General features: G+C 71.7%; 22 protein-coding genes. 15 read left to right on the top strand and 7 right to left on the bottom strand.

Going from position 1 to position 16,983, the window contains the following annotated elements; translation table 11 throughout:
• Positions 1-49: 49 nt before the first annotated feature.
• Positions 50-1,114 carry an MBL fold metallo-hydrolase gene (locus C5708_RS10700; RefSeq protein WP_242920819.1) on the top strand — a complete coding sequence of 355 codons (1,065 nt, stop codon included), beginning with the start codon at positions 50-52 and terminating at the stop codon, positions 1,112-1,114.
• Between the two features lie 36 nt (positions 1,115-1,150).
• Here the strand turns inward: C5708_RS10700 and C5708_RS10695 are convergent, their stop codons facing one another.
• Together C5708_RS10695 and C5708_RS10690 are read right to left on the bottom strand one after the other, a co-directional pair.
• Complete coding sequence (locus C5708_RS10695) at positions 1,151-1,711, bottom strand: sugar O-acetyltransferase (RefSeq protein ID WP_242920817.1); 561 nt, start codon at positions 1,709-1,711, stop codon at positions 1,151-1,153.
• Between the two features lie 163 nt (positions 1,712-1,874).
• Entirely contained in the window at positions 1,875-2,315 is a 441-nt protein-coding gene (locus tag C5708_RS10690) for a MarR family transcriptional regulator (protein ID WP_242920815.1), read from the bottom strand.
• 77 nt (positions 2,316-2,392) lie between these two features.
• Here C5708_RS10690 and C5708_RS10685 point away from each other — a divergent pair, with 77 nt between their 5' ends.
• From C5708_RS10685 to C5708_RS10675, 3 genes are all read left to right on the top strand, one after another.
• The gene (locus C5708_RS10685) at positions 2,393-3,028 is read left to right on the top strand and encodes a glutathione S-transferase family protein (protein WP_242920813.1); all 636 of its coding nucleotides are present in this window, start codon (positions 2,393-2,395) and stop codon (positions 3,026-3,028) included.
• 71 nt (positions 3,029-3,099) lie between these two features.
• A complete protein-coding gene (locus tag C5708_RS10680; protein WP_242920812.1) occupies positions 3,100-3,540 on the top strand; it encodes a MarR family winged helix-turn-helix transcriptional regulator in 441 nt (146 codons plus the stop codon).
• Between the two features lie 3 nt (positions 3,541-3,543).
• On the top strand, positions 3,544-4,326 hold the full coding sequence (locus C5708_RS10675; RefSeq protein ID WP_242920810.1) for an enoyl-CoA hydratase-related protein: 783 nt from the start codon (positions 3,544-3,546) through the stop codon (positions 4,324-4,326).
• 6 nt (positions 4,327-4,332) lie between these two features.
• On the opposite strand, the gene C5708_RS10670 is transcribed toward C5708_RS10675, so the two are convergent.
• A complete protein-coding gene (locus tag C5708_RS10670) occupies positions 4,333-5,358 on the bottom strand; it encodes a hypothetical protein (protein WP_242920808.1) in 1,026 nt (341 codons plus the stop codon).
• 146 nt (positions 5,359-5,504) lie between these two features.
• Between C5708_RS10670 and C5708_RS10665 the strand changes: the two genes are divergently transcribed.
• Positions 5,505-6,470, top strand: coding sequence for an oxidoreductase (locus C5708_RS10665; RefSeq protein WP_242920806.1), 966 nt, complete (start codon positions 5,505-5,507; stop codon positions 6,468-6,470).
• A gap of 1 nt (position 6,471) precedes the next feature.
• Here the strand turns inward: C5708_RS10665 and C5708_RS10660 are convergent, their stop codons facing one another.
• Positions 6,472-6,750, bottom strand: a complete 279-nt coding sequence (locus tag C5708_RS10660) for a DUF4242 domain-containing protein (RefSeq protein WP_242920804.1) — start codon at positions 6,748-6,750, stop codon at positions 6,472-6,474.
• 72 nt (positions 6,751-6,822) lie between these two features.
• Here C5708_RS10660 and C5708_RS10655 point away from each other — a divergent pair, with 72 nt between their 5' ends.
• The 3 genes from C5708_RS10655 to C5708_RS10645 are packed head-to-tail and all read left to right on the top strand — an operon-like array spanning position 6,823 to position 8,804.
• Complete coding sequence (locus tag C5708_RS10655; protein WP_242920802.1) at positions 6,823-7,677, top strand: NAD(P)-dependent oxidoreductase; 855 nt, start codon at positions 6,823-6,825, stop codon at positions 7,675-7,677.
• Positions 7,678-7,698: 21 nt separating this feature from the next.
• On the top strand, positions 7,699-8,181 hold the full coding sequence (locus C5708_RS10650) for a GNAT family N-acetyltransferase (RefSeq protein WP_242920800.1): 483 nt from the start codon (positions 7,699-7,701) through the stop codon (positions 8,179-8,181).
• Complete coding sequence (locus tag C5708_RS10645; RefSeq protein WP_242920798.1) at positions 8,178-8,804, top strand: GNAT family protein; 627 nt, start codon at positions 8,178-8,180, stop codon at positions 8,802-8,804. Before C5708_RS10650 ends, C5708_RS10645 begins: the two co-directional genes overlap by 4 nt.
• On the opposite strand, the gene C5708_RS10640 is transcribed toward C5708_RS10645, so the two are convergent.
• Complete coding sequence (locus C5708_RS10640) at positions 8,789-9,706, bottom strand: SDR family NAD(P)-dependent oxidoreductase (RefSeq protein ID WP_242920796.1); 918 nt, start codon at positions 9,704-9,706, stop codon at positions 8,789-8,791. The genes C5708_RS10645 and C5708_RS10640 overlap by 16 nt on opposite strands.
• A gap of 77 nt (positions 9,707-9,783) precedes the next feature.
• On the bottom strand, positions 9,784-11,046 hold the full coding sequence (locus C5708_RS10635) for an MFS transporter (protein ID WP_242920794.1): 1,263 nt from the start codon (positions 11,044-11,046) through the stop codon (positions 9,784-9,786).
• A gap of 287 nt (positions 11,047-11,333) precedes the next feature.
• Between C5708_RS10635 and C5708_RS10630 the strand changes: the two genes are divergently transcribed.
• From C5708_RS10630 to C5708_RS10600, 7 genes are all read left to right on the top strand, one after another.
• Positions 11,334-11,852, top strand: a complete 519-nt coding sequence (locus tag C5708_RS10630; RefSeq protein WP_242920792.1) for an N-acetyltransferase — start codon at positions 11,334-11,336, stop codon at positions 11,850-11,852.
• Between the two features lie 119 nt (positions 11,853-11,971).
• Positions 11,972-12,547, top strand: a complete 576-nt coding sequence (locus C5708_RS10625) for a DUF1285 domain-containing protein (protein WP_242920790.1) — start codon at positions 11,972-11,974, stop codon at positions 12,545-12,547.
• The gene (locus C5708_RS10620; protein WP_242920788.1) at positions 12,544-13,191 is read left to right on the top strand and encodes a CoA pyrophosphatase; all 648 of its coding nucleotides are present in this window, start codon (positions 12,544-12,546) and stop codon (positions 13,189-13,191) included. The genes C5708_RS10625 and C5708_RS10620 overlap by 4 nt, the downstream gene beginning before the upstream one ends.
• Complete coding sequence (locus C5708_RS10615; protein WP_242920786.1) at positions 13,184-13,447, top strand: DUF6111 family protein; 264 nt, start codon at positions 13,184-13,186, stop codon at positions 13,445-13,447. The genes C5708_RS10620 and C5708_RS10615 overlap by 8 nt, the downstream gene beginning before the upstream one ends.
• 9 nt (positions 13,448-13,456) lie before the next feature.
• Positions 13,457-14,725, top strand: coding sequence for a CCA tRNA nucleotidyltransferase (locus tag C5708_RS10610; protein WP_242920785.1), 1,269 nt, complete (start codon positions 13,457-13,459; stop codon positions 14,723-14,725).
• A gap of 31 nt (positions 14,726-14,756) precedes the next feature.
• Complete coding sequence (locus tag C5708_RS10605; protein ID WP_242920782.1) at positions 14,757-15,428, top strand: O-methyltransferase; 672 nt, start codon at positions 14,757-14,759, stop codon at positions 15,426-15,428.
• An 80-nt stretch (positions 15,429-15,508) separates the two neighbouring features.
• Positions 15,509-15,895 (top strand): hypothetical protein, encoded by a 387-nt coding sequence (locus C5708_RS10600; RefSeq protein ID WP_242920780.1) that lies wholly within the window; start codon positions 15,509-15,511, stop codon positions 15,893-15,895.
• A gap of 194 nt (positions 15,896-16,089) precedes the next feature.
• On the opposite strand, the gene hemF is transcribed toward C5708_RS10600, so the two are convergent.
• On the bottom strand, positions 16,090-16,962 hold the full coding sequence (gene hemF, locus C5708_RS10595; protein WP_242920778.1) for an oxygen-dependent coproporphyrinogen oxidase: 873 nt from the start codon (positions 16,960-16,962) through the stop codon (positions 16,090-16,092).
• Between the last annotated feature and the right edge of the window lie 21 nt (positions 16,963-16,983).

The following is a 16,983-nucleotide window of genomic DNA, read 5'->3' as shown; positions in this document are numbered from 1 at the left end:
GGCAGGGCGGCCGAGGACGGACGGCGGCCGGCCTCAGGGAGAACCAGCCGTGAGCGACGGGCTTGAAGACGGCGAAACGGGCGAGCGTCGGCCGCAGCTGGTCTATCCGTTCGACACCGTTCCAGGGCCCGGCCAGACCATAGAGGTGGCGCCCGGCGTCCTGTGGCTGCGCATGCCGCTGCCCTTCGCGCTGTCGCACATCAACCTGTGGGCCGTCGAGGACGGCGACGGCTGGGCTGTGGTCGACACCGGCGTGCAGACCCGCGAGACCGCCGGGGCCTGGCGCCAGGCTTTCGCCGGTCCGATGCAGGGCCGCCCGGTCAGCCGCGTCTTCGTCACCCACATGCACCCCGACCACATCGGCATGGCCGGGTGGATCACCCGCAAATTCGATTGCCGCCTGTGGATCAGCCGGCTCGAATACGTCACCTGCCGCATGCTGGCCGCCGACACCGGCCGCGAGGCGCCCGAGGACGGCGTGCGCTTCTATCAGCGCGCCGGCTGGGACGAGGAGGCGATCGAGAACTACCGCGCCCGCTTCGGCGGCTTCGGCAAGGGGCTCTACGCTCTGCCCGACAGCTATCACCGCCTGTCGGACGGCGACCTGGTGCGCATCGGGGCCCACGACTGGCGCGTGGTGGTCGGTTCGGGCCATTCGCCCGAGCACGCCTGCCTCTACTGTCCGGACCTCAAGCTGCTGATCTCGGGCGATCAGGTGCTGCCCAAGATTTCGTCCAACGTCTCGGTGTTCCCCACCGAGCCGGACGGCGATCCCTTGACCGACTGGCTGAACTCGTTGGCCAAGGTCAAGCGCGAGGTGCCCGACGACGTCCTGGTGCTGCCGGCCCACAACGAGCCGTTCCGTGGTCTGCACGCGCGCCTCGACCACCTGGCTCGCGGCCACGAACGCGGCCTGGAGCGCCTGCTCAAGTCGCTGGCCGAGCCCAAGCGGGCGGTGGACGTGTTCGGCTCGCTGTTCGCCCGCAAGATCGGCCCGGACCTCTTGGGCATGGCCACGGGCGAGGCCCTGGCTCACCTCAACTGCCTGATCGGGCGCGGCGCCGCCGTGGCCGAGACCGACGCCGACGGCGTCGCCTGGTACCGCGCGGCCTGAGCGGGGGCGGGCCCGCCTCCGCGTCGCGGATGGGCCCTATTCGCCGGCGATCGACCGGATGACCCGCGCCGGGGCGCCGCCGACCAGGGTGTTGGCGGGAACGTCGCGCGTGACCACCGAGCCCGCGGCCACCACCGAGTTCTCGCCGATGGTCACGCCGCCGATGACGGTGACGCCCGCCGCGATCCACACCCCGTTCTCGACGGTGATCGGCCGTCCGAGCAGATGGGCCCGGCGCTGCGACGGCGCGACCGGGTGCTCGGAGGTGATCAGGCTGACATTGGGGCCGATCAGCACGTCGTCGCCTATGACGATCTCGGCCAGGGCGTAGAAGGTGCAGTTCTGGTTGATGAAGACGCGGGCGCCGACGCGGATGTTCCTGCCGCAGTCGGTGTAGAACGGCGGGACCAGGCGAAAGTGTTCGCCCACCTTGTGGCCGGCCAGTTCCTCGAACAGCGACCGCACCTCGTCCGTGTCGGCGTAGGTCAGGCGGTTCAGGACCGGCGTGATGGCCATGGCCCTTTCGACGTCGGCGACGAACTGTTTCGACTCCGGCGTGCGCACGGGAATGATCTTGACGCTGCGCTCGCCTGACATCCGCCGCCCGCCCTTCCGGTCCGCCATCGGTCCGTCTGGAATAGAAGGGCCGGCGATGAAGCGGAACGGCCGCAAGCCATCCTCCACAGACATTTTAAGCGCCCGCATCCGAAGGGCGGCGGCTATCCAGTTCGCATGTGAAGCATGCGCCGCATTGGCTTCATCAGGCGGGCGTCAGCGCGTCGGCGCAGCGGGCCAGCGCTTCGGCGAACAGGGCGGCGTTCTCCTGGCCGACCGCCTGCGAGAGCAGGCCTTCGATGTCCTGCACGTGCAGGCGGGCCTGGCCGAGGGCCTGGCGTCCTTCGGCGGTCAGTTCGTTGCGCAGGATGCGCCCGTGATCGGGGTGGGCGGTGCGCTTCAATAGGCCGTCGCGCTCCAGATTGGCCAGGACGCCCTGCATCGCCTGCGGCGTGACGAAGGCGGCGCGCGCCAGTTCGGCGTTGGAGACGCCGGCGATCGCGTCGACGGCGGACAGGACGGCGTATTGCGGCGCCGTCAGGCCCAGGGGGCGCAACGCGTCGTCGATCCGCGTCCTGAACGCGTGCTGGGCCCGTTTCAGCAGGTAGCCGAACTGGATCGGGGGCGGGTCGGCGGCGTTTGACATATCAAGGACCTGATATTAGATGTCAGGAGCCTGATACGCATCGTCAATCCCGCCATCGAGGTCAAGGAGCAACGGCCATGCTCGTCGTCCACCATCTGGGCGTGTCGCAGTCCGACCGCATCGTCTGGCTGTGCGAGGAACTGGGCGTCCCCTACGAACTGGTCCGGTACGAGCGCGATCCGCGGACGCGGCTCGCGCCGGCGGCCTATCGGGCGCTGACCCCCTTCGGCACGGCGCCGGTCGTCGTCGACGGCGGTCTGGTGCTGGGCGAATCCGCCGCCATCGTCGAGTACGTCATCGAGACCTACGGCCAGGGGCGGCTGAAGGTCCGGCCGGGCGATCCGTCGTGGACCGACTACCTGTTCTGGTTCCATTTCGCGAACGGCTCGCTGATGCCGGCGGCGTTGATCGACTCGATCGGCCGGCGGGTCGAGGGCGGCGGCGAGGTCTTCGCCACGCTGCGGGCCCGTCTGGACCGCGCCTACGACCAGATCGAGGCCAGGCTGGGCGATGCGCCCTATCTGGCCGGCGAGGCGTTCACGGCGGCCGACATCATGGCCGTCTTCCCCTTGACCACCATGCGCGTCTTCGCGCCGCGCGACCTCGCCGGCCATCCGAACATCGGCGCCTATCTGGCGCGCATCGGCGGGCGACCCGCCTTCCAGCGCGCCATGGCCAAGGCCGATCCAGGTTTCCAGCCGCCATTGACGTGAAGTGCCGCCGCCGAGATATTTCGCATGCGAAGCGTCTTGATGTTTCGCGCGCGAACTATATCCTCGGCCGCATGTCCGCCCCGATCGAGGATCGCCGCCTGTATTTCCTGCTCGCCTCCGGCCAACGGCGCGTCCAGCGTTGGGTCGAGGCCGAGATGGCGCGCGACGGCGGGCTGACGGCGGCGCAGTCGGGCGTCCTGTTCGTGCTGGCCGGGTCCGACGGCGCCCTGATCGGCGAGGCGGCCGAGGCGGTGGACATCGCCCCCTCGGCCATGACCGGCCTGGTCGACCGCATGGAGCGGGCCGGCCTGGTCGAGCGGCGCCCCGACGCGGCCGACGGCCGCGCGCAGCGGCTGTGGCTGACCGACCGGGGGCGCGAGGCCCTGGCGCGGACGCGGGCGGGGGTGGAGGCGCTCAACCGGCGCCTGGCCGAGGATTTCAGCGAGGCCGATCTGGCCGTGGTGTCGCGCTGGCTGAAGGGCCTGGCGGCCAAGTTCCCGAGAGGAGAGTAAGTCGTGACCGATCATGTCGTCGTCGCCCAGGAAGAGGGCGTGCTGATCCTGACCTTCAACCGGCCGGACAAGAAGAACGCCATCACCGACGCCATGTACGGCGTGCTGGCCGACAGCCTGGAGAACGCCGAGCGCGACCCGGCCGTGCGGGCGGTGCTGTTCCAGGGCGAGGGCGACGCCTTCACCGCCGGCAACGACCTGATGGATTTCGCCGCCCAGAACGCCGGCGGCGACACCGACCGCAGCATGGGCGAGCGCAACGTCACCCGCTTCCTCAAGGCCCTGGCCCGGGCGCAGACGCCGCTGGTGGCGGCGGTGGACGGCCTGGCGGTCGGGGTGGGCGTGACCATGCTGCTGCACTGCGACCTGGTCTATGCGGCGGAGGACGTCCGGCTGACCACGCCGTTCGTCAACCTGGCCCTGGTGCCGGAGGCGGCCTCCAGCCTGCTGCTGCCGGCGCGGATCGGCCATGCGCGGGCCTACGCCATGTTCGCCCTCGGCGAGGCGCTGACCGGCGCCGAGGCGGCGGCGGTCGGCCTCGCCAACAAGGCCCTGCCCCGGGCCGAGGTGCGCCCCGCCGCCCTGGCCGCCGCCCGCGCCTTGGCGCAAAAGCCGGCCGGGGCGCTGCGGATCACCAAGTCGCTGATGCGCGACGCCGAGCGGATCGCCGCCCTGATGGACGTCGAGGGCGCCCATTTCGCCGAGCGCCTGCGGAGCGCCGAGGCGGCCGAGGCCTTCGCCGCCTTCACCCAGCGCCGCGCGCCGGACTTCTCCAAGATCGCCTGAGGCGGCTCAGCGCGGCCGCAGGCCGATCTGGCCGCTCTTGGCGTCGTAGAGCACGTCGAAGGCGAAGTAGGGATAGAAGCCGGCGTTCAGCCCCTCGGCGAAGTCGTCGGTGGTCGGACGGGCGTAGCGCACGCGCGTGCCCGGCCGGCTGTTGGTGGTGAACCGGTCCTCGATCTGGCGGTCGCCGTCGAGCTTGAAGGCGATGGCGGCGCGGACCCCGGCCGGCCAGGCCGGCTTGGGGTCCTCCCGGCGGGCGAAGCGAAAGCCCAGGGCGCCGGTGTCCAGCATGGCCGGGGCGCATTCCGAGGTTCCGGCGTCGAGGTTCAGCACGCAGGCCGGGACCTGGTTGTCGCGCCAGGCCGGTCCGCCCACCGCGTCGCGCCGCGCGGCGGCGGGAAGCTGATGGAGGATGAAGCCCTTTTGCTCGGCCTCGGTCGGATTGAGGACGAGCCTGCCCGGCGCGGCCGAGCCCGGGCGGGGCAGCTCGACGATCCAGCGGCCGTCGCCGATGTGGGCCAGCGGGTTGGGCGTGTCGGCCGGGCGCAACCCGATGCCGAGGATGGCGGCGAAGCCCTCGCCGCGCCGGGCGTCGCCGCCGATGCGGTAGCGTTCGGGCTCGACCTTCGAGGCCGGGCACCGCGGCTTCTCGGAGACGCACTCGATCTTGCGGGTCATCTCGACCGGCAGCTCGACCGTGGCCGGCCCGACGCCGATGCTGGCCCTGGCCGCCTCGCCGATCAGCCTGACGCCGCTGCCGTAGGTGGCGACGCTGCGCCGGCCGGTCGGCGCGACCGCGCCGTCGGGAACCGCGCCGGCCAGCAGGCGAAGCCCGCCCGAGCCGGTGTCGAGCATGGCCTCCACCGGCGCGCCGCCGACCGTGATCGGTATGCTGAAGCGCAGGTTGTGGTCGGCCTGCTCGACCAGCTTGATGGGGATCTCGATGCGTTCGGCCGCCGGCGTCGCGGCGGCGATCGGGGGCGCGGCCATGGCGGCGACGGCGAAGCTCAGGGCGGCCGGGACGGCGAGGCGCATTCGGTGGCGATCCTGTTCGGGGGCTGCTTCGAGGGGCCTGCGTGGAGGCGCCGGCGAAGCCTCCAACGACGGGGATGCGCGATTCCGTCGCAGGGCTGGCCGAGCCGCCGGGGGCGCTTATGCTGGCGGCAGGGATGGAGACGAACATGACCGACCGCATCACTTCGCGCTTCGGCGCATACACCCCCGCGCGCGACGTCGTCGCCGGCCGCGACCTGACCGGCCGCCGCGCGGTGGTCACCGGCGCGGCCACCGGCATCGGGATCGAGACCGCCCGGGCCCTGGCCGAGGCCGGCGCCCGCGTGACGATCGCCGCGCGCAAGCCCGACCTGGCGCAGGCCGCCGTGGCCGACATCAACAAGACCGCCAAGGCGCCGGCCGACTGGCGCATGCTCGACCTGGCCGATCTCGCCTCGGTGCGGGCCTTCGCGACGGGCTGGGGCGGCGAGCCGCTGCACCTGCTGATCAACAACGCCGGCGTCATGGCCTGCCCCCTGGCCTATACGGGCGATGGCCTGGAGATGCAGATCGGCACCAACCATTTCGGCCACTTCCTGCTGGGGGCTTTGCTGGCCCGGGTGCTGGTCGACGGGGCCGAGGAGGCGCGCCGGCCGTCGCGGCTGGTGTCGCTGTCCTCGATCGGCCATCGCCGCTCGCCGGTGAACTTCGACGACCCGCATTTCCGCGCCCGGCCCTACGACAAGTGGGAGGCCTACGGCCAGGCCAAGACCGCCAACGCCCTGTTCGCCGTCGGCTTCGACGCCCGCTTCAAGGACAAGGGCGTGCGCGCCAACGCCGTCATGCCGGGCGGCATCATGACGCCGCTGCAGCGCCACATGACGATGGAAGAGCAGATCGCCATGGGCTGGATCGACGCCGCCGGCAAGGTGCGCGACGGCTTCAAGACCCCCGAGCAGGGCGCCTCGACCAGCGTCTGGGCCGCCGTCGGCGACGAGCTCGAGGACGTCGGCGGCCTCTATCTGGAGGACTGCGCCCAGGCCGAGCCGTGGAGCAAGGAGACGCCCTGGCGCGGCGTGCTGCCCTACGCCCTGGACGCCGCCGCCGCCGACCGGCTGTGGGCCCTGTCGGTGGAGACCACCGGCGCCGGCTAGGTCAGGCGTTGGCGGTGGTCGGATCGATCACCGTCGTCACCTCGGTGATGCGGGTGGCCGGAAAGCCGCTGAGGCGGGCGTGCTCGCGGATCGCCGCCTCGTCCTCGGCCAGGTAGATGCAGAAGGTCTTGTCCGGCGCGACGAAGGACTCGACCCACTGCACCTTGGGGCCCAGCCTGGACAGGGCGTCGCAGGACGTCGCCGCCGCGCCGCGCAGTTCGTCGCGGCTCAGTTTGTCGACGCCAGGGATGTCGCGCTCGATGACATAGCGCTTGAGCATGGTCTGCTCCTCTAGGACATTGGCGGAAGGCGATAGTGTCACGCCTGGTCGGGGCCGCCGGAGGAAAATGTCATGAGCCTGAAGGGCAAGACCCTGTTCATCACCGGCGCCAGCCGGGGCATCGGCCGCGAGATCGCGCTGAGGGCCGCCCGCGACGGCGCCAACATCGCCGTCGCCGCCAAGACCGCCGAGCCGCACCCCAAGCTGCCCGGCACCATCTATTCGACAGCCAAGGAGATCGAGGAGGCCGGCGGCAGGGCCCTGCCCCTGGTGGTCGACGTCCGCGACGAGGCCAACGTCTACGACGCCGTCGAGAAGACCGTCGCCGCGTTCGGCGGGATCGACATCTGCGTCAACAACGCCTCGGCCATCTCGCTGACCGGCACCTTGCAGACCGACATGAAGCGCTATGACCTGATGAACCAGATCAATACGCGCGGGACCTATCTGGTCTCCCGGGCCTGCATCCCGCACCTGAAGCAGGCGGCCAATCCGCACGTGCTGATGCTGTCGCCGCCGCTGGACATGAAGCCGCGCTGGTTCGGCGGCCATGTCGCCTATTCGATCGCCAAGTACGGCATGAGCCTGTGCGTGCTGGGCATGGCCGAGGAATTCAAGGGCGAGATCGCCTTCAACGCCCTGTGGCCGCGCACGGGCATCGCCACGGCGGCGATCAAGTTCGCCCTGGCCGGCGACGAGGGCATGAAGATGTGCCGCACGCCGGAGATCATCTCGGACGCCGCCTATGCGATCTTCACCAAGAAGGCGGCCGAGTTCAGCGGCAATTTCCTGATCGACGACAGCTTCCTCTATGGCGAGGGCGTGCGCGACTTCGACCGGTATCGCGTCGACCCGACCTCGCCGCTGATGCCCGACTTCTTCGTGCCCGAGGACAGCGTCCCGCCGCCGGGCGTCAAGATCGGTTGATCGGCGCGAGCCTGCAAGCCCATGACCGTGACCGTCCGTCCCGCCGTTCCCGCCGACGCCGACCTGATCCTCGGCTTCATCCGCGACCTGGCCGAATACGAAAAGCTGCTGCACGAGGTCGCCGCCACGCGGGCCGACGTCGAGGCGGCGCTGTTCGGCGAGCGGCCGCGCGCCTTCTGCGACATCGCCGAGCTCGACGGCCGGCCGGTGGGTTTCGCCGTGTGGTTCTACAACTTCTCCACCTTCCGGGGCCGCCACGGCGTCTATCTGGAAGACCTCTATGTGCGGCCGGAGGCGCGGGGCGCGGGGGCCGGCAAGGCGCTGCTCGCGCGCCTGGCCCGCCGTTGCCGGGACGAGGGCCTGGCGCGACTGGAATGGGCGGTGCTCGACTGGAACGCCCCGTCCATCGCCTTCTACGACAGCCTCGGCGCGGCCAGCCTCGACGACTGGATCACCCGGCGGATGACCGGCGAGGCGCTCGAGCGGCTGGCGGAGGCGGCGTGAGCGCGCCGCCGAAGACCGTCCTCGACGTCGGCCCGGACGAGGCCGAGGCGATCCGCGCGCGGGTCCGCGCCGCCGATCCGCTGACCCTGGGGCCAGGGCGGGCCCTGGCGGCGCCGGAGCATGTCGAGGCGGTGCTGGGCCTGCTCGCCGACCCGGCGGTGTCCGACCCGATCTACGACCTGCCCCGGCCGTTCACCCGCGACAGCGTCGCCGCCTGGATCGCCGAGGGGATGCGGGCGCGCGCGGCCGGCGAAGGGCTGCTGATCTTCACCTTCGACGCGGAAGGCGTGGCGACCGGCTATTCCAAGATCACCGTCTGGCCGCAGCTGTCGGCTGCGGAGCTGGGCGGGGCGCTGCGGGCCGACCGCCAGGGCGGCGGCTCGGGCGGGGCGGGGGCGCTGCACACCTTCGGCTGGATCTTCCAGGCCCTGGGCGTGCGGCTGATGTGCCTGACGGCGGCGCTCGACAACGTCCGCTCGGCCAAGCTGATCGACGCCGCCGGCTTCGCGCGCATGGGCGAGCGCGACGCCGTCCGGCCCGACGGGACCGTTCGCCGTTCGCTGTACTGGGAGGTCGCGCGCGAGGACTTCCTCGCGCGCTGGGCCGGTCAGACCGGGTCGTAGGGGAATACGCTGGCGGTGGCGCCGGCGTCGAAGAAGCTGTTCTTCATCGCCGGCAGGGCGACGTCGAGCAGCGAGCGCGGCGACCAGCCCTCGACCTTGGCCATCGAGCGCACCGGGCGCGGCTGGTCGAACAGGATCACCTCGTTGCCGCGCACGGCGAAGATCTGGCCGGTGACGTCCTTGGCCTCCGGGCTGGCCAGGGCGACGGCCAACTGGGCCACCTGATCGGCGCGCATGGCGTTCTTCATCCGCTCGACGCGCTGGGCCGAGGCCTCGTCCTTGACCGGGATGGTGGCGATCATCCGCGTCCAGGCGAACGGGGCGATGATGTTCGAGCGCACGTTCTTGATCGCGCCCTCCATGGCCAGGATGCGCGACAGGCCCATCACCCCCAGCTTGGCGGCGGCGTAGTTGGCCTGGCCGATGTTGCCGATCAGGCCGCTGGTCGAGGTGAAGTGGACGAAGCTGCCTTCCTGCTGGTCGCGGAAGTGTTCGACGGCGGCGCGGGAGACGTTGTAGGCGCCGCGCAGGTGGACCTCGATCACCGCGTCCCAGTCGGCGTCGGCCATCTTGTGGAACATGCCGTCGCGCAGGATGCCGGCCGGATTGATGATGGCGTGCAGGCCGCCGAAGGTGTCGAGCGCCTGTTCGACCATGCCCTTGACCGAGGCCATGCTGGTGACGCTCTCGGAGTTCGACGCCGCCTCGCCGCCGGCGGCGCGGATCTCGGCGGCGGTCTTTTCGGCCGGGCCGGCGTCGCCCGCATCGCCGCCGCCGACCGAGCCGCCCAGGTCGTTGACCACCACCTTGGCGCCTTCGCGCGCCGCCAACAGGGCGCACTCCTTGCCGATGCCGCCGGCGCCGCCGGTGACCAGCACCACCTTACCGCTCAGAACGCCCATGGCGCGTCTCCCTTACAGACCTCGGCGCGAACGCTAGAAGGCCTACGCAAGGTCAGGCAAGAGGCGCGCGCCTGCGGCTAGAGGCGGTCGGCCCTGCGCAGGGCGGGGAACAGCCTGGCCCAGACGCCGGTGACGATCATCGCCCCGACCCCGCCGAACACCGCCGCGCCCACGGGGCCGAGGAAACGCGCCGCTACGCCGCTCTCGAACTCGCCGAGTTCGTTGGAGGCGCCGATGAACAGGCCCGACACCGCCGACACCCGGCCGCGCATGGCGTCGGGGGTGACGATCTGCACCAGGGTCTGGCGGACATAGACGCTGAGCATGTCGGCCCCGCCCAGGACGGCCAGGGTCAGGCAGGACAGCGGCAGGGACCTCGACAGGCCGAAGACCACGGTGGCCGCGCCGAACACCGCCACGCCCGCGAACATGGTCAGGCCGGCGTGGCGCCGGATCGGCCGGCTGGCCAGGAAGACGGCGATGGCCGCCGCGCCGACGGCGGGCGAGGCGCTGAGCAGCCCGAACCCCTGGGCGTCGACGTGCAGCACGTCGCGGGCGAACACCGGGAACAGCGCCCTGGCGCCGCCGAGCAGGACGGCGAACAGGTCGAGCGAGATGGCGCCGAAGACGATCTTGTTGGTCCAGACATAGACCAGGCCCTCCTTGATCAGGGCCCCGCGCGAGCCCGGCTGGGGCGTCGGCCTGGCGTCGGCCCGGATCAGCAGCAGCAGGGTCGCGCCGACCAGGAACAGGCCAAGGGCCGCGCCGTAGGCCAGGGCGGGCGAGATCGCCACCAGCACGCCGCCCAGGGCCGGGCCGGCGATCGAGGCGCTCTGCCAGGCCAGCGAGTTCCAGGCGATGGCGCGCGGCAACAGCTGGCGGGGGACCAGCATCGGCCCCAGCGCCCCGCTGGCCGGCGAGAAGAAGGCCCGCCCGGCCCCGAAGACCACGGCGATGGCGAAAATGGGCCATAGCCGCGGATGGCCGTTCCAGGCCAGCCAGGCCAGGAGGCCGGCGCAGACCACCTCGACCGCGAGGGCGACGGTCATGATGCGCCGCCGGTCGTGGCGGTCGGCGGCCTCGCCGGCGTTCAGGGTCAGGGCGAACAGCGGCAGGAACTGCGCCAGGCCGATCATCCCGACGATGAAGGCCGCCTTCTCGATCGAGGCGGCGCGCCGGGCGATGTCGTAGACCTGCCAGCCGATGGCCACGGCCTGGATCTGCACGGCCAGGGCGTTGGTGAAGCGCGCGCCCCAGAACAGCATGAAATCGCGCTGGCGCAGCAGGGCGGCGGCCTCGGCGCCGTCGGTGGGGGGCGGGGAAGACGGCTCGTCTGGCATCGGCGGCGAACTTGGCGCGGACCGCCTTGTGCGGCAAGGGCCGGCGGGGGCCGCGCGCGGCGGCGCGGGCGATCTTCATGCATCTTTCATTGACGGGGCGACGCACGGGCCCTATGTGCGCCGCTTCCTGATGGGATGGAGCTGCGGGTCGATGCGACGCCTGCGACGAACGAGCCTAGCGCGGAGCCGCTTCCGCGCCTGAACCGCGCCCGGACCTCACGGCGGCGACTGTCGCCCGTGCTTCACGATCCGGGACTATGGCTTTCGTCCTATCCCGCATCGAGCCCATGACCTTCTCCATTTCCGCCGACACCTCGCCCTATCCGACGCTCGCCCCCGAGCGCCCGGAGGATTCCGACGCCATCGAGGCGCTGCTCGACCACGCCTTCGGGCCGGGCCGCTTCGTCAAGTCGTCCGAGCGCGTGCGCGAGATGGCGGCCTTCCGTCCCGACCTGTCGTTCTGCGCCTGGGCGCCGGACGGGCGGCTGGTCGGCTCGGTCCGGCAGTGGAGCATCCGCATCGGCGCGGCGCCGGCCATCTTCCTGGGGCCGCTGGCGGTCGAGGCCGAGATGCGCAAGTACGGCGTCGGCGGCGCCCTGGTGGCGCGCGGCTGCGAGGCGGCCAAGGCGGCGGGCGAGCGGGCGGTGCTGCTGGTCGGCGACCCGCCCTATTTCGAACGCTTCGGTTTCCAGGCCACGGCGCCGGGCTCGATCGTGCTGCCCGGCCCGGTCGACCCGCGCCGGGTGCTGATCCATCCCCTGGCGGCCGACGCCGGGACCTTCGCCGGCGCGGTGGTCGCGCCCTAGCGCCGACGGCGTCCCGGAGGGCGGCGCGTATCGGAACCGGGGCGGGCGGCGTTGAAAATGGCCTGCCGGATCGGCGCGCGGGATTTGCCTCGCGCCGTGCGCGACCTAGATTGTCGATGATGACAGACCTTGAGTCCAAAACCGGCCTCGACGCCGTGGCCTCGGCGGCCCGCGCCCAGGCTCCGGGGCGCGGGCCGCCGCCCGTCCACCTGTGGAATCCCGCCCATTGCGGCGAAATCGACATCGTCATCCGCCGCGACGGCGCGTGGGTGCACGAGGGGACGCCGATCGGCCGCGAGGCCCTGGTGCGGCTGTTCTCCACCGTGCTGCGCAAGGACCCCGACGGTTTCCATTTGGTCACGCCGGTTGAGAAGATGCGCATCGTCGTCGAGGACGCGCCGTTCGTCGCCGTCCGCGTCGACCGTGTGGGCGAGGCCCTGCGTTTCGTCACCAATGTCGGCGACGAGGTCGAGGCCGGGCCGGAAAACCCCATCCGCGTCGAGGAGGACCCCGTCACCGGCGAGCCCCGCCCCTATGTGCACGTGCGGCGGGGGCTGGAGGCGCGCATCGCCCGGCCGGTGTTCTACGAGCTGGTGGAGATGGCCGCCCCCGGCGCGGCCGACGCCGGGCGGCTGGGCGTCGCCTCCAACGGCGCCTGGTTCCCCATCGGCCCGGCCGAGGCGGCGCGGCCATGAGCCCGGACGCCCCGCCCGGCGAGCTGCGCGACTGGATCGCCGGCCGGCTCGACCCGCTGGACGCCCACCATCCGGGGCGCGCCGCCGCGCATTCGGACTACGACCTCAATCCCGAGTTGCGCCGGGGCGAGCTGGCTTCGCTGCGGGCGGCGGCGGTGCTGGTCCCGCTGGTCGAGCGCGAGCATGGGCTCAACGTCATCCTGACCCGGCGCTCGGACGCCCTGCGCAGCCACACCGGCCAGATCGCCTTTCCCGGCGGCGGTTGCGACCCCGGCGAGACGCCGGTCGAGACCGCGCTGCGCGAGGCCTGGGAGGAGATCGGCCTGGAGTCGAGCTTCGCGCGTCCGCTGGGCCTGCTCAGCGGCTACCAGACGGTCACCGGCTTCTATGTCACGCCGGTGGTCGGCTGGATCGAGCCCGGCTTCACGCTCAAGGCCAATCCCGACGAGGTCGCCGACGTCTTCGAGGCCCCGTTCGAGTTCCTGATGAACCCGGCCAACCACCAGCGCCAGTCGCGCGAGACGCCGGGCGGCGGGCGGCGCTACTTCTACGCCATGCCCTACGAGCAGTGGTTCATCTGGGGCGCGACGGCGGGGATGCTGCGCGGCCTCTATGAGCGGCTGTACGGGGAAGCGGTTGCTTAGGATCGTCCTGTCGCGGCTGGTGCTGCTGGCCCTGCCGTTCGTGGTCTGGTTCGTCTGGCGCGAGATCGCGCGGCGCTCGGGCCGGCCGATGGGGGCGACGCCCTGGGCCTGGCTGGCGGCGATCGCGGCGGCGCTGTTCGCCCTGTCCCTGATGGCCGGGGCGGTGTTTCATGACGACAACCGGGCCAAGGTCTATGTGCCCGCGGAAGCGTCCGGCGACGGCAGGATCGTCCCGGGCCGGTTCGACAAGAGGTGAGGAATGGGAATGGTCGCCGCGAAGGATGAGGCCGCAGGCGTCGGCGCGCAGCCCTGGCTGACCGCGCCGGAGACCCGGGCGGTGATGGCCGCGCTGGAGGCCGCCGGCGGGCCGGACTGCGCGCGCTTCGTCGGGGGCTGCGTGCGCAACGCCCTGATGCGCAGGCCGGTCGACGACGTCGACATCGCCACCGTCCTGCGGCCCGAGGCGGTGATCGCCGCCATCGAGGCGGCGGGGCTCAAGGCGGTTCCCACCGGGGTCGAGCACGGCACCGTCACCGCCGTCTCCGGCGGGCGGCCGTTCGAGATCACCACCCTGCGCCGCGACATCGAGACCGACGGCCGCCGGGCGGTGGTGGCCTTCACCGAAGACTGGAGCGAGGACGCGGCGCGGCGCGACTTCAGGCTGAACGCCCTCTACGCCGACGCCGGCGGGACGGTGTTCGACCCGGTCGGCTGCGGGATCGACGACGCCCTGGCCGGGCGGATCGTGTTCGTCGGCGACGCCGAGACCCGCATCCGCGAGGACCACCTGCGCATCCTGCGCTTCTTCCGCTTCACCGCCTGGTACGGGCGGGGCGAGCCGGACGCCGGGGCGCTGGCCGCCTGCGCCCGCCTCAAGGGCCTGCTGCCGGCGGTCTCGGCCGAGCGGACGGCCAAGGAGCTGCTCAAGCTGCTGGCCGCTGACGATCCGCGCCCGACGGTCCGCCTGATGGCCCAGACCGGCGTGCTGGCCGAGATCCTGCCCGAAGCCGTCGGGACGGCCCGCCTGGAGCGGTTGGTCGAGGTCCAGACCGACCAGCTGTTCGAGAACGACGCCCTGCTGCGCCTGGCCGCCCTGCTGCCGGACGATCCGGCGGCGGCGTTGCGCGCGGCCGAGCGGCTGCGCCTGTCCAACGCCCAGCGCGACCGGCTGACGGCGGCCCTGGGGACCGATCCGCGCATCGTCTCGTGGGCCAGCCCGCGCGAGGCGCGGCGGCTGGTCTATCGCCTGGGCGCCGAGGCCTTCGCCGACCGGGTGCGCTTGGCCTGGGCCGCCTCGGACCGCCCGGCGACCACGCCGCAATGGCGCGGCCTGCTGGCGGTCGGCGCGACCTGGGCCCCGCCGGCCTTCCCGCTGAACGGCGAGGACGTGGTCAAGGCCGGGGTGCCGCGCGGGCCGATGGTCGGCGAGGTGCTGCGCGAGGTCGAGGCCTGGTGGATCGACCACGACTTCATCGACGACAAGTTCTCGGCCATCGAACGGCTCAAGGCCGTGGCCCAGGGCATGGCCTACTAGCGGCGACTCACCGGCGAAGGAGCAGGCGGCGATGACCCAGGCGCAATGGACGGCGATCGACGGCTATCTGATCGACCGTCTGGTTCCCGCTGACCCGGCGCTGGACGGGGCGCTCGCGGCGGCGCGGGCGGCGGGCCTGCCGGCGATCGACGTCGCGCCGAACCAGGGCAAGCTCCTGCATCTGCTGGCCCGCATGGTCGGCGCGAGGCGCATCCTCGAGATCGGCGCGCTGGGCGGCTACAGCGCCATCTGGCTGGCCCGGGCCCTGGCGCCGGGCGGCCGCCTGACCACCCTGGAGATCGATCCGCGCAACGCCGAGGTGGCGCGCGCCAATTTCGAGCGGGCCGGCCTGTCCGACCTGATCGACCTGCGGCTCGGGCCGGCGCTGGAGACCTTGCCCAAGCTCGCCGCCGAGGGCGTGGGGCCGTTCGACCTCGCCTTCATCGACGCGGACAAGCAGAGCAACGCCGACTATTTCGCCTGGGCGCTCAGGCTGTCGCGGCCCGGCTCGGTGATCGTGGTCGACAACGTCGTCCGCGCCGGCCGGGTGATCGAGGCCGGGACCGCCGATCCGGCCGTCCTGGGCGTGCGCCGGCTGATGGACATGCTGGCCGCCGAACCCCGCGTCGAGGGCACCGCCGTGCAGACGGTGGGAAGCAAGGGCCACGACGGCTTCGTCATCGCCTGGGTGAAGCAGGCCTGAGGCCGTTCCGTCTGGTCGAGGCCTGCGACGATGCAAGCAATCAAGCGGCTGACGCGGCTTTACGACCCCTGGCGGAGGCCATGATGAAGCGGATCGCAACTACGGCATTGCTGGGCATAGTGCTGCTGGCGGCTGGGGCGTACGTCGTCGATCTGTCCTCTCAGCGCGGGAGAGCACGCGGTTGCCCGAGCCTTGAAAGGCTAAAAGCTGCAGATGCAACTGCGGACGCCGAAGCGGCGCACGCGCGCGGCGACAATCACTTAGTTATGCTGGGCGGATATGTTGGTACGGTCCCCGGCGTGAGCGAGGACTTAGTTAGCCTGTTACCTCACGTCATGCTGACCGAAACGAGCGACACCACGACTGAAGGTTGCCAAGAGCTTCGGTCAGTCGCGGAGGGTTATGCGTCGACGTACAACATGACTATCGCAAGGCTGGCGAACAGTTCATCGGCCAAGGGCCGCTAGCCACCCTTCTCAGACCGGGGGCCGTCCGCTTCGGCGGATGTCGGCTGGCCCGACCTTACCGCCACTGTGCGCCGTCATCCCGGACACCCCGCAGGGGCGAGCCGGGATCCATGCGGCGGCTGAGGCTTAGCTTGGGTCCCGGCGCTCCGCGCCCTTCGGGCGCTGCGGCCGGGATGAGGTAGCGGGGTGGAAGCCTACGGCCACTTCACCACGGGCGGCATCGAGCTGAGGATCGATTCGACGTTGCCGCCGGTCTTCAGGCCGAAGGTGGTGCCGCGGTCGTAGAGCAGGTTGAACTCGACGTAGCGGCCGCGCTGGACCAACTGCTCCTCGCGCTCGGCCGGGGTCCAGGGCTCGTCCATGCGATGGCGGGCGATCTTGGGATAGACCTCCAGGAAGGCCTCGCCGACGTCGCGGGTGAAGGCGAAGTCGCGGTCCCAGTCGCCGCTGTCGTGGTGGTCGTAGAAGATGCCGCCGACGCCGCGCGGCTCGTTGCGATGCGGCAGGAAGAAGTACTCGTCGCACCAGGCCTTGTATTTCGGGTGCCAGGCCGGGTCGTGGGCGTCGCAGGCGCGCTTGAACGCCGCGTGGAAGACCGCCGCGTCGGGGGCGTCCTGCCGGCGCTGGTCGGCCAGCAGGGGGGTCAGGTCGCCGCCGCCGCCGAACCAGCTCTTCGTGGTGGCGATGAAGCGGGTGTTCATATGCACGGCCGGCACGCGCGGATTGGCCATGTGGGCGATCAGGCTGATCCCGGTGGCGAAGAAGCGCGGGTCCTCGGCGGCGCCGGGGACGGTCTTGGCCATGTCGGGGGGGAAGGTCCCGTGCACGGTCGAGACGTGCACCCCGACCTTCTCGAAGAAGCGGCCGTGCATCATGCCCATCACGCCGCCGCCGCCGGCTTCGCGCGTCCAGGGCTTCCTGTCGAACCGGCCGGGCGTCGGGCCGTAGAGCGCGGCCGGCGCGGCGTCCTCCAGCGCCTCGAAGGCGGCCATGATCCGGTCGCGCAGGGATTCGAACCAGGCGCGGGCCTGGGCCTTGCGCGCGTCGAGCAGGGCGGATTCGGTCATGGGGCGTCGCTCATTCGGATT

Origin of the sequence: Caulobacter sp. CCUG 60055, assembly GCF_022750545.1 — a bacterium.
In the GTDB taxonomy this organism is placed as follows: Bacteria; Pseudomonadota; Alphaproteobacteria; order Caulobacterales; family Caulobacteraceae; genus PUIC01.
The sequence above is the reverse complement of the archived record's forward strand: the minus strand, read 5'-3'. Positions and strand labels throughout refer to the sequence as shown.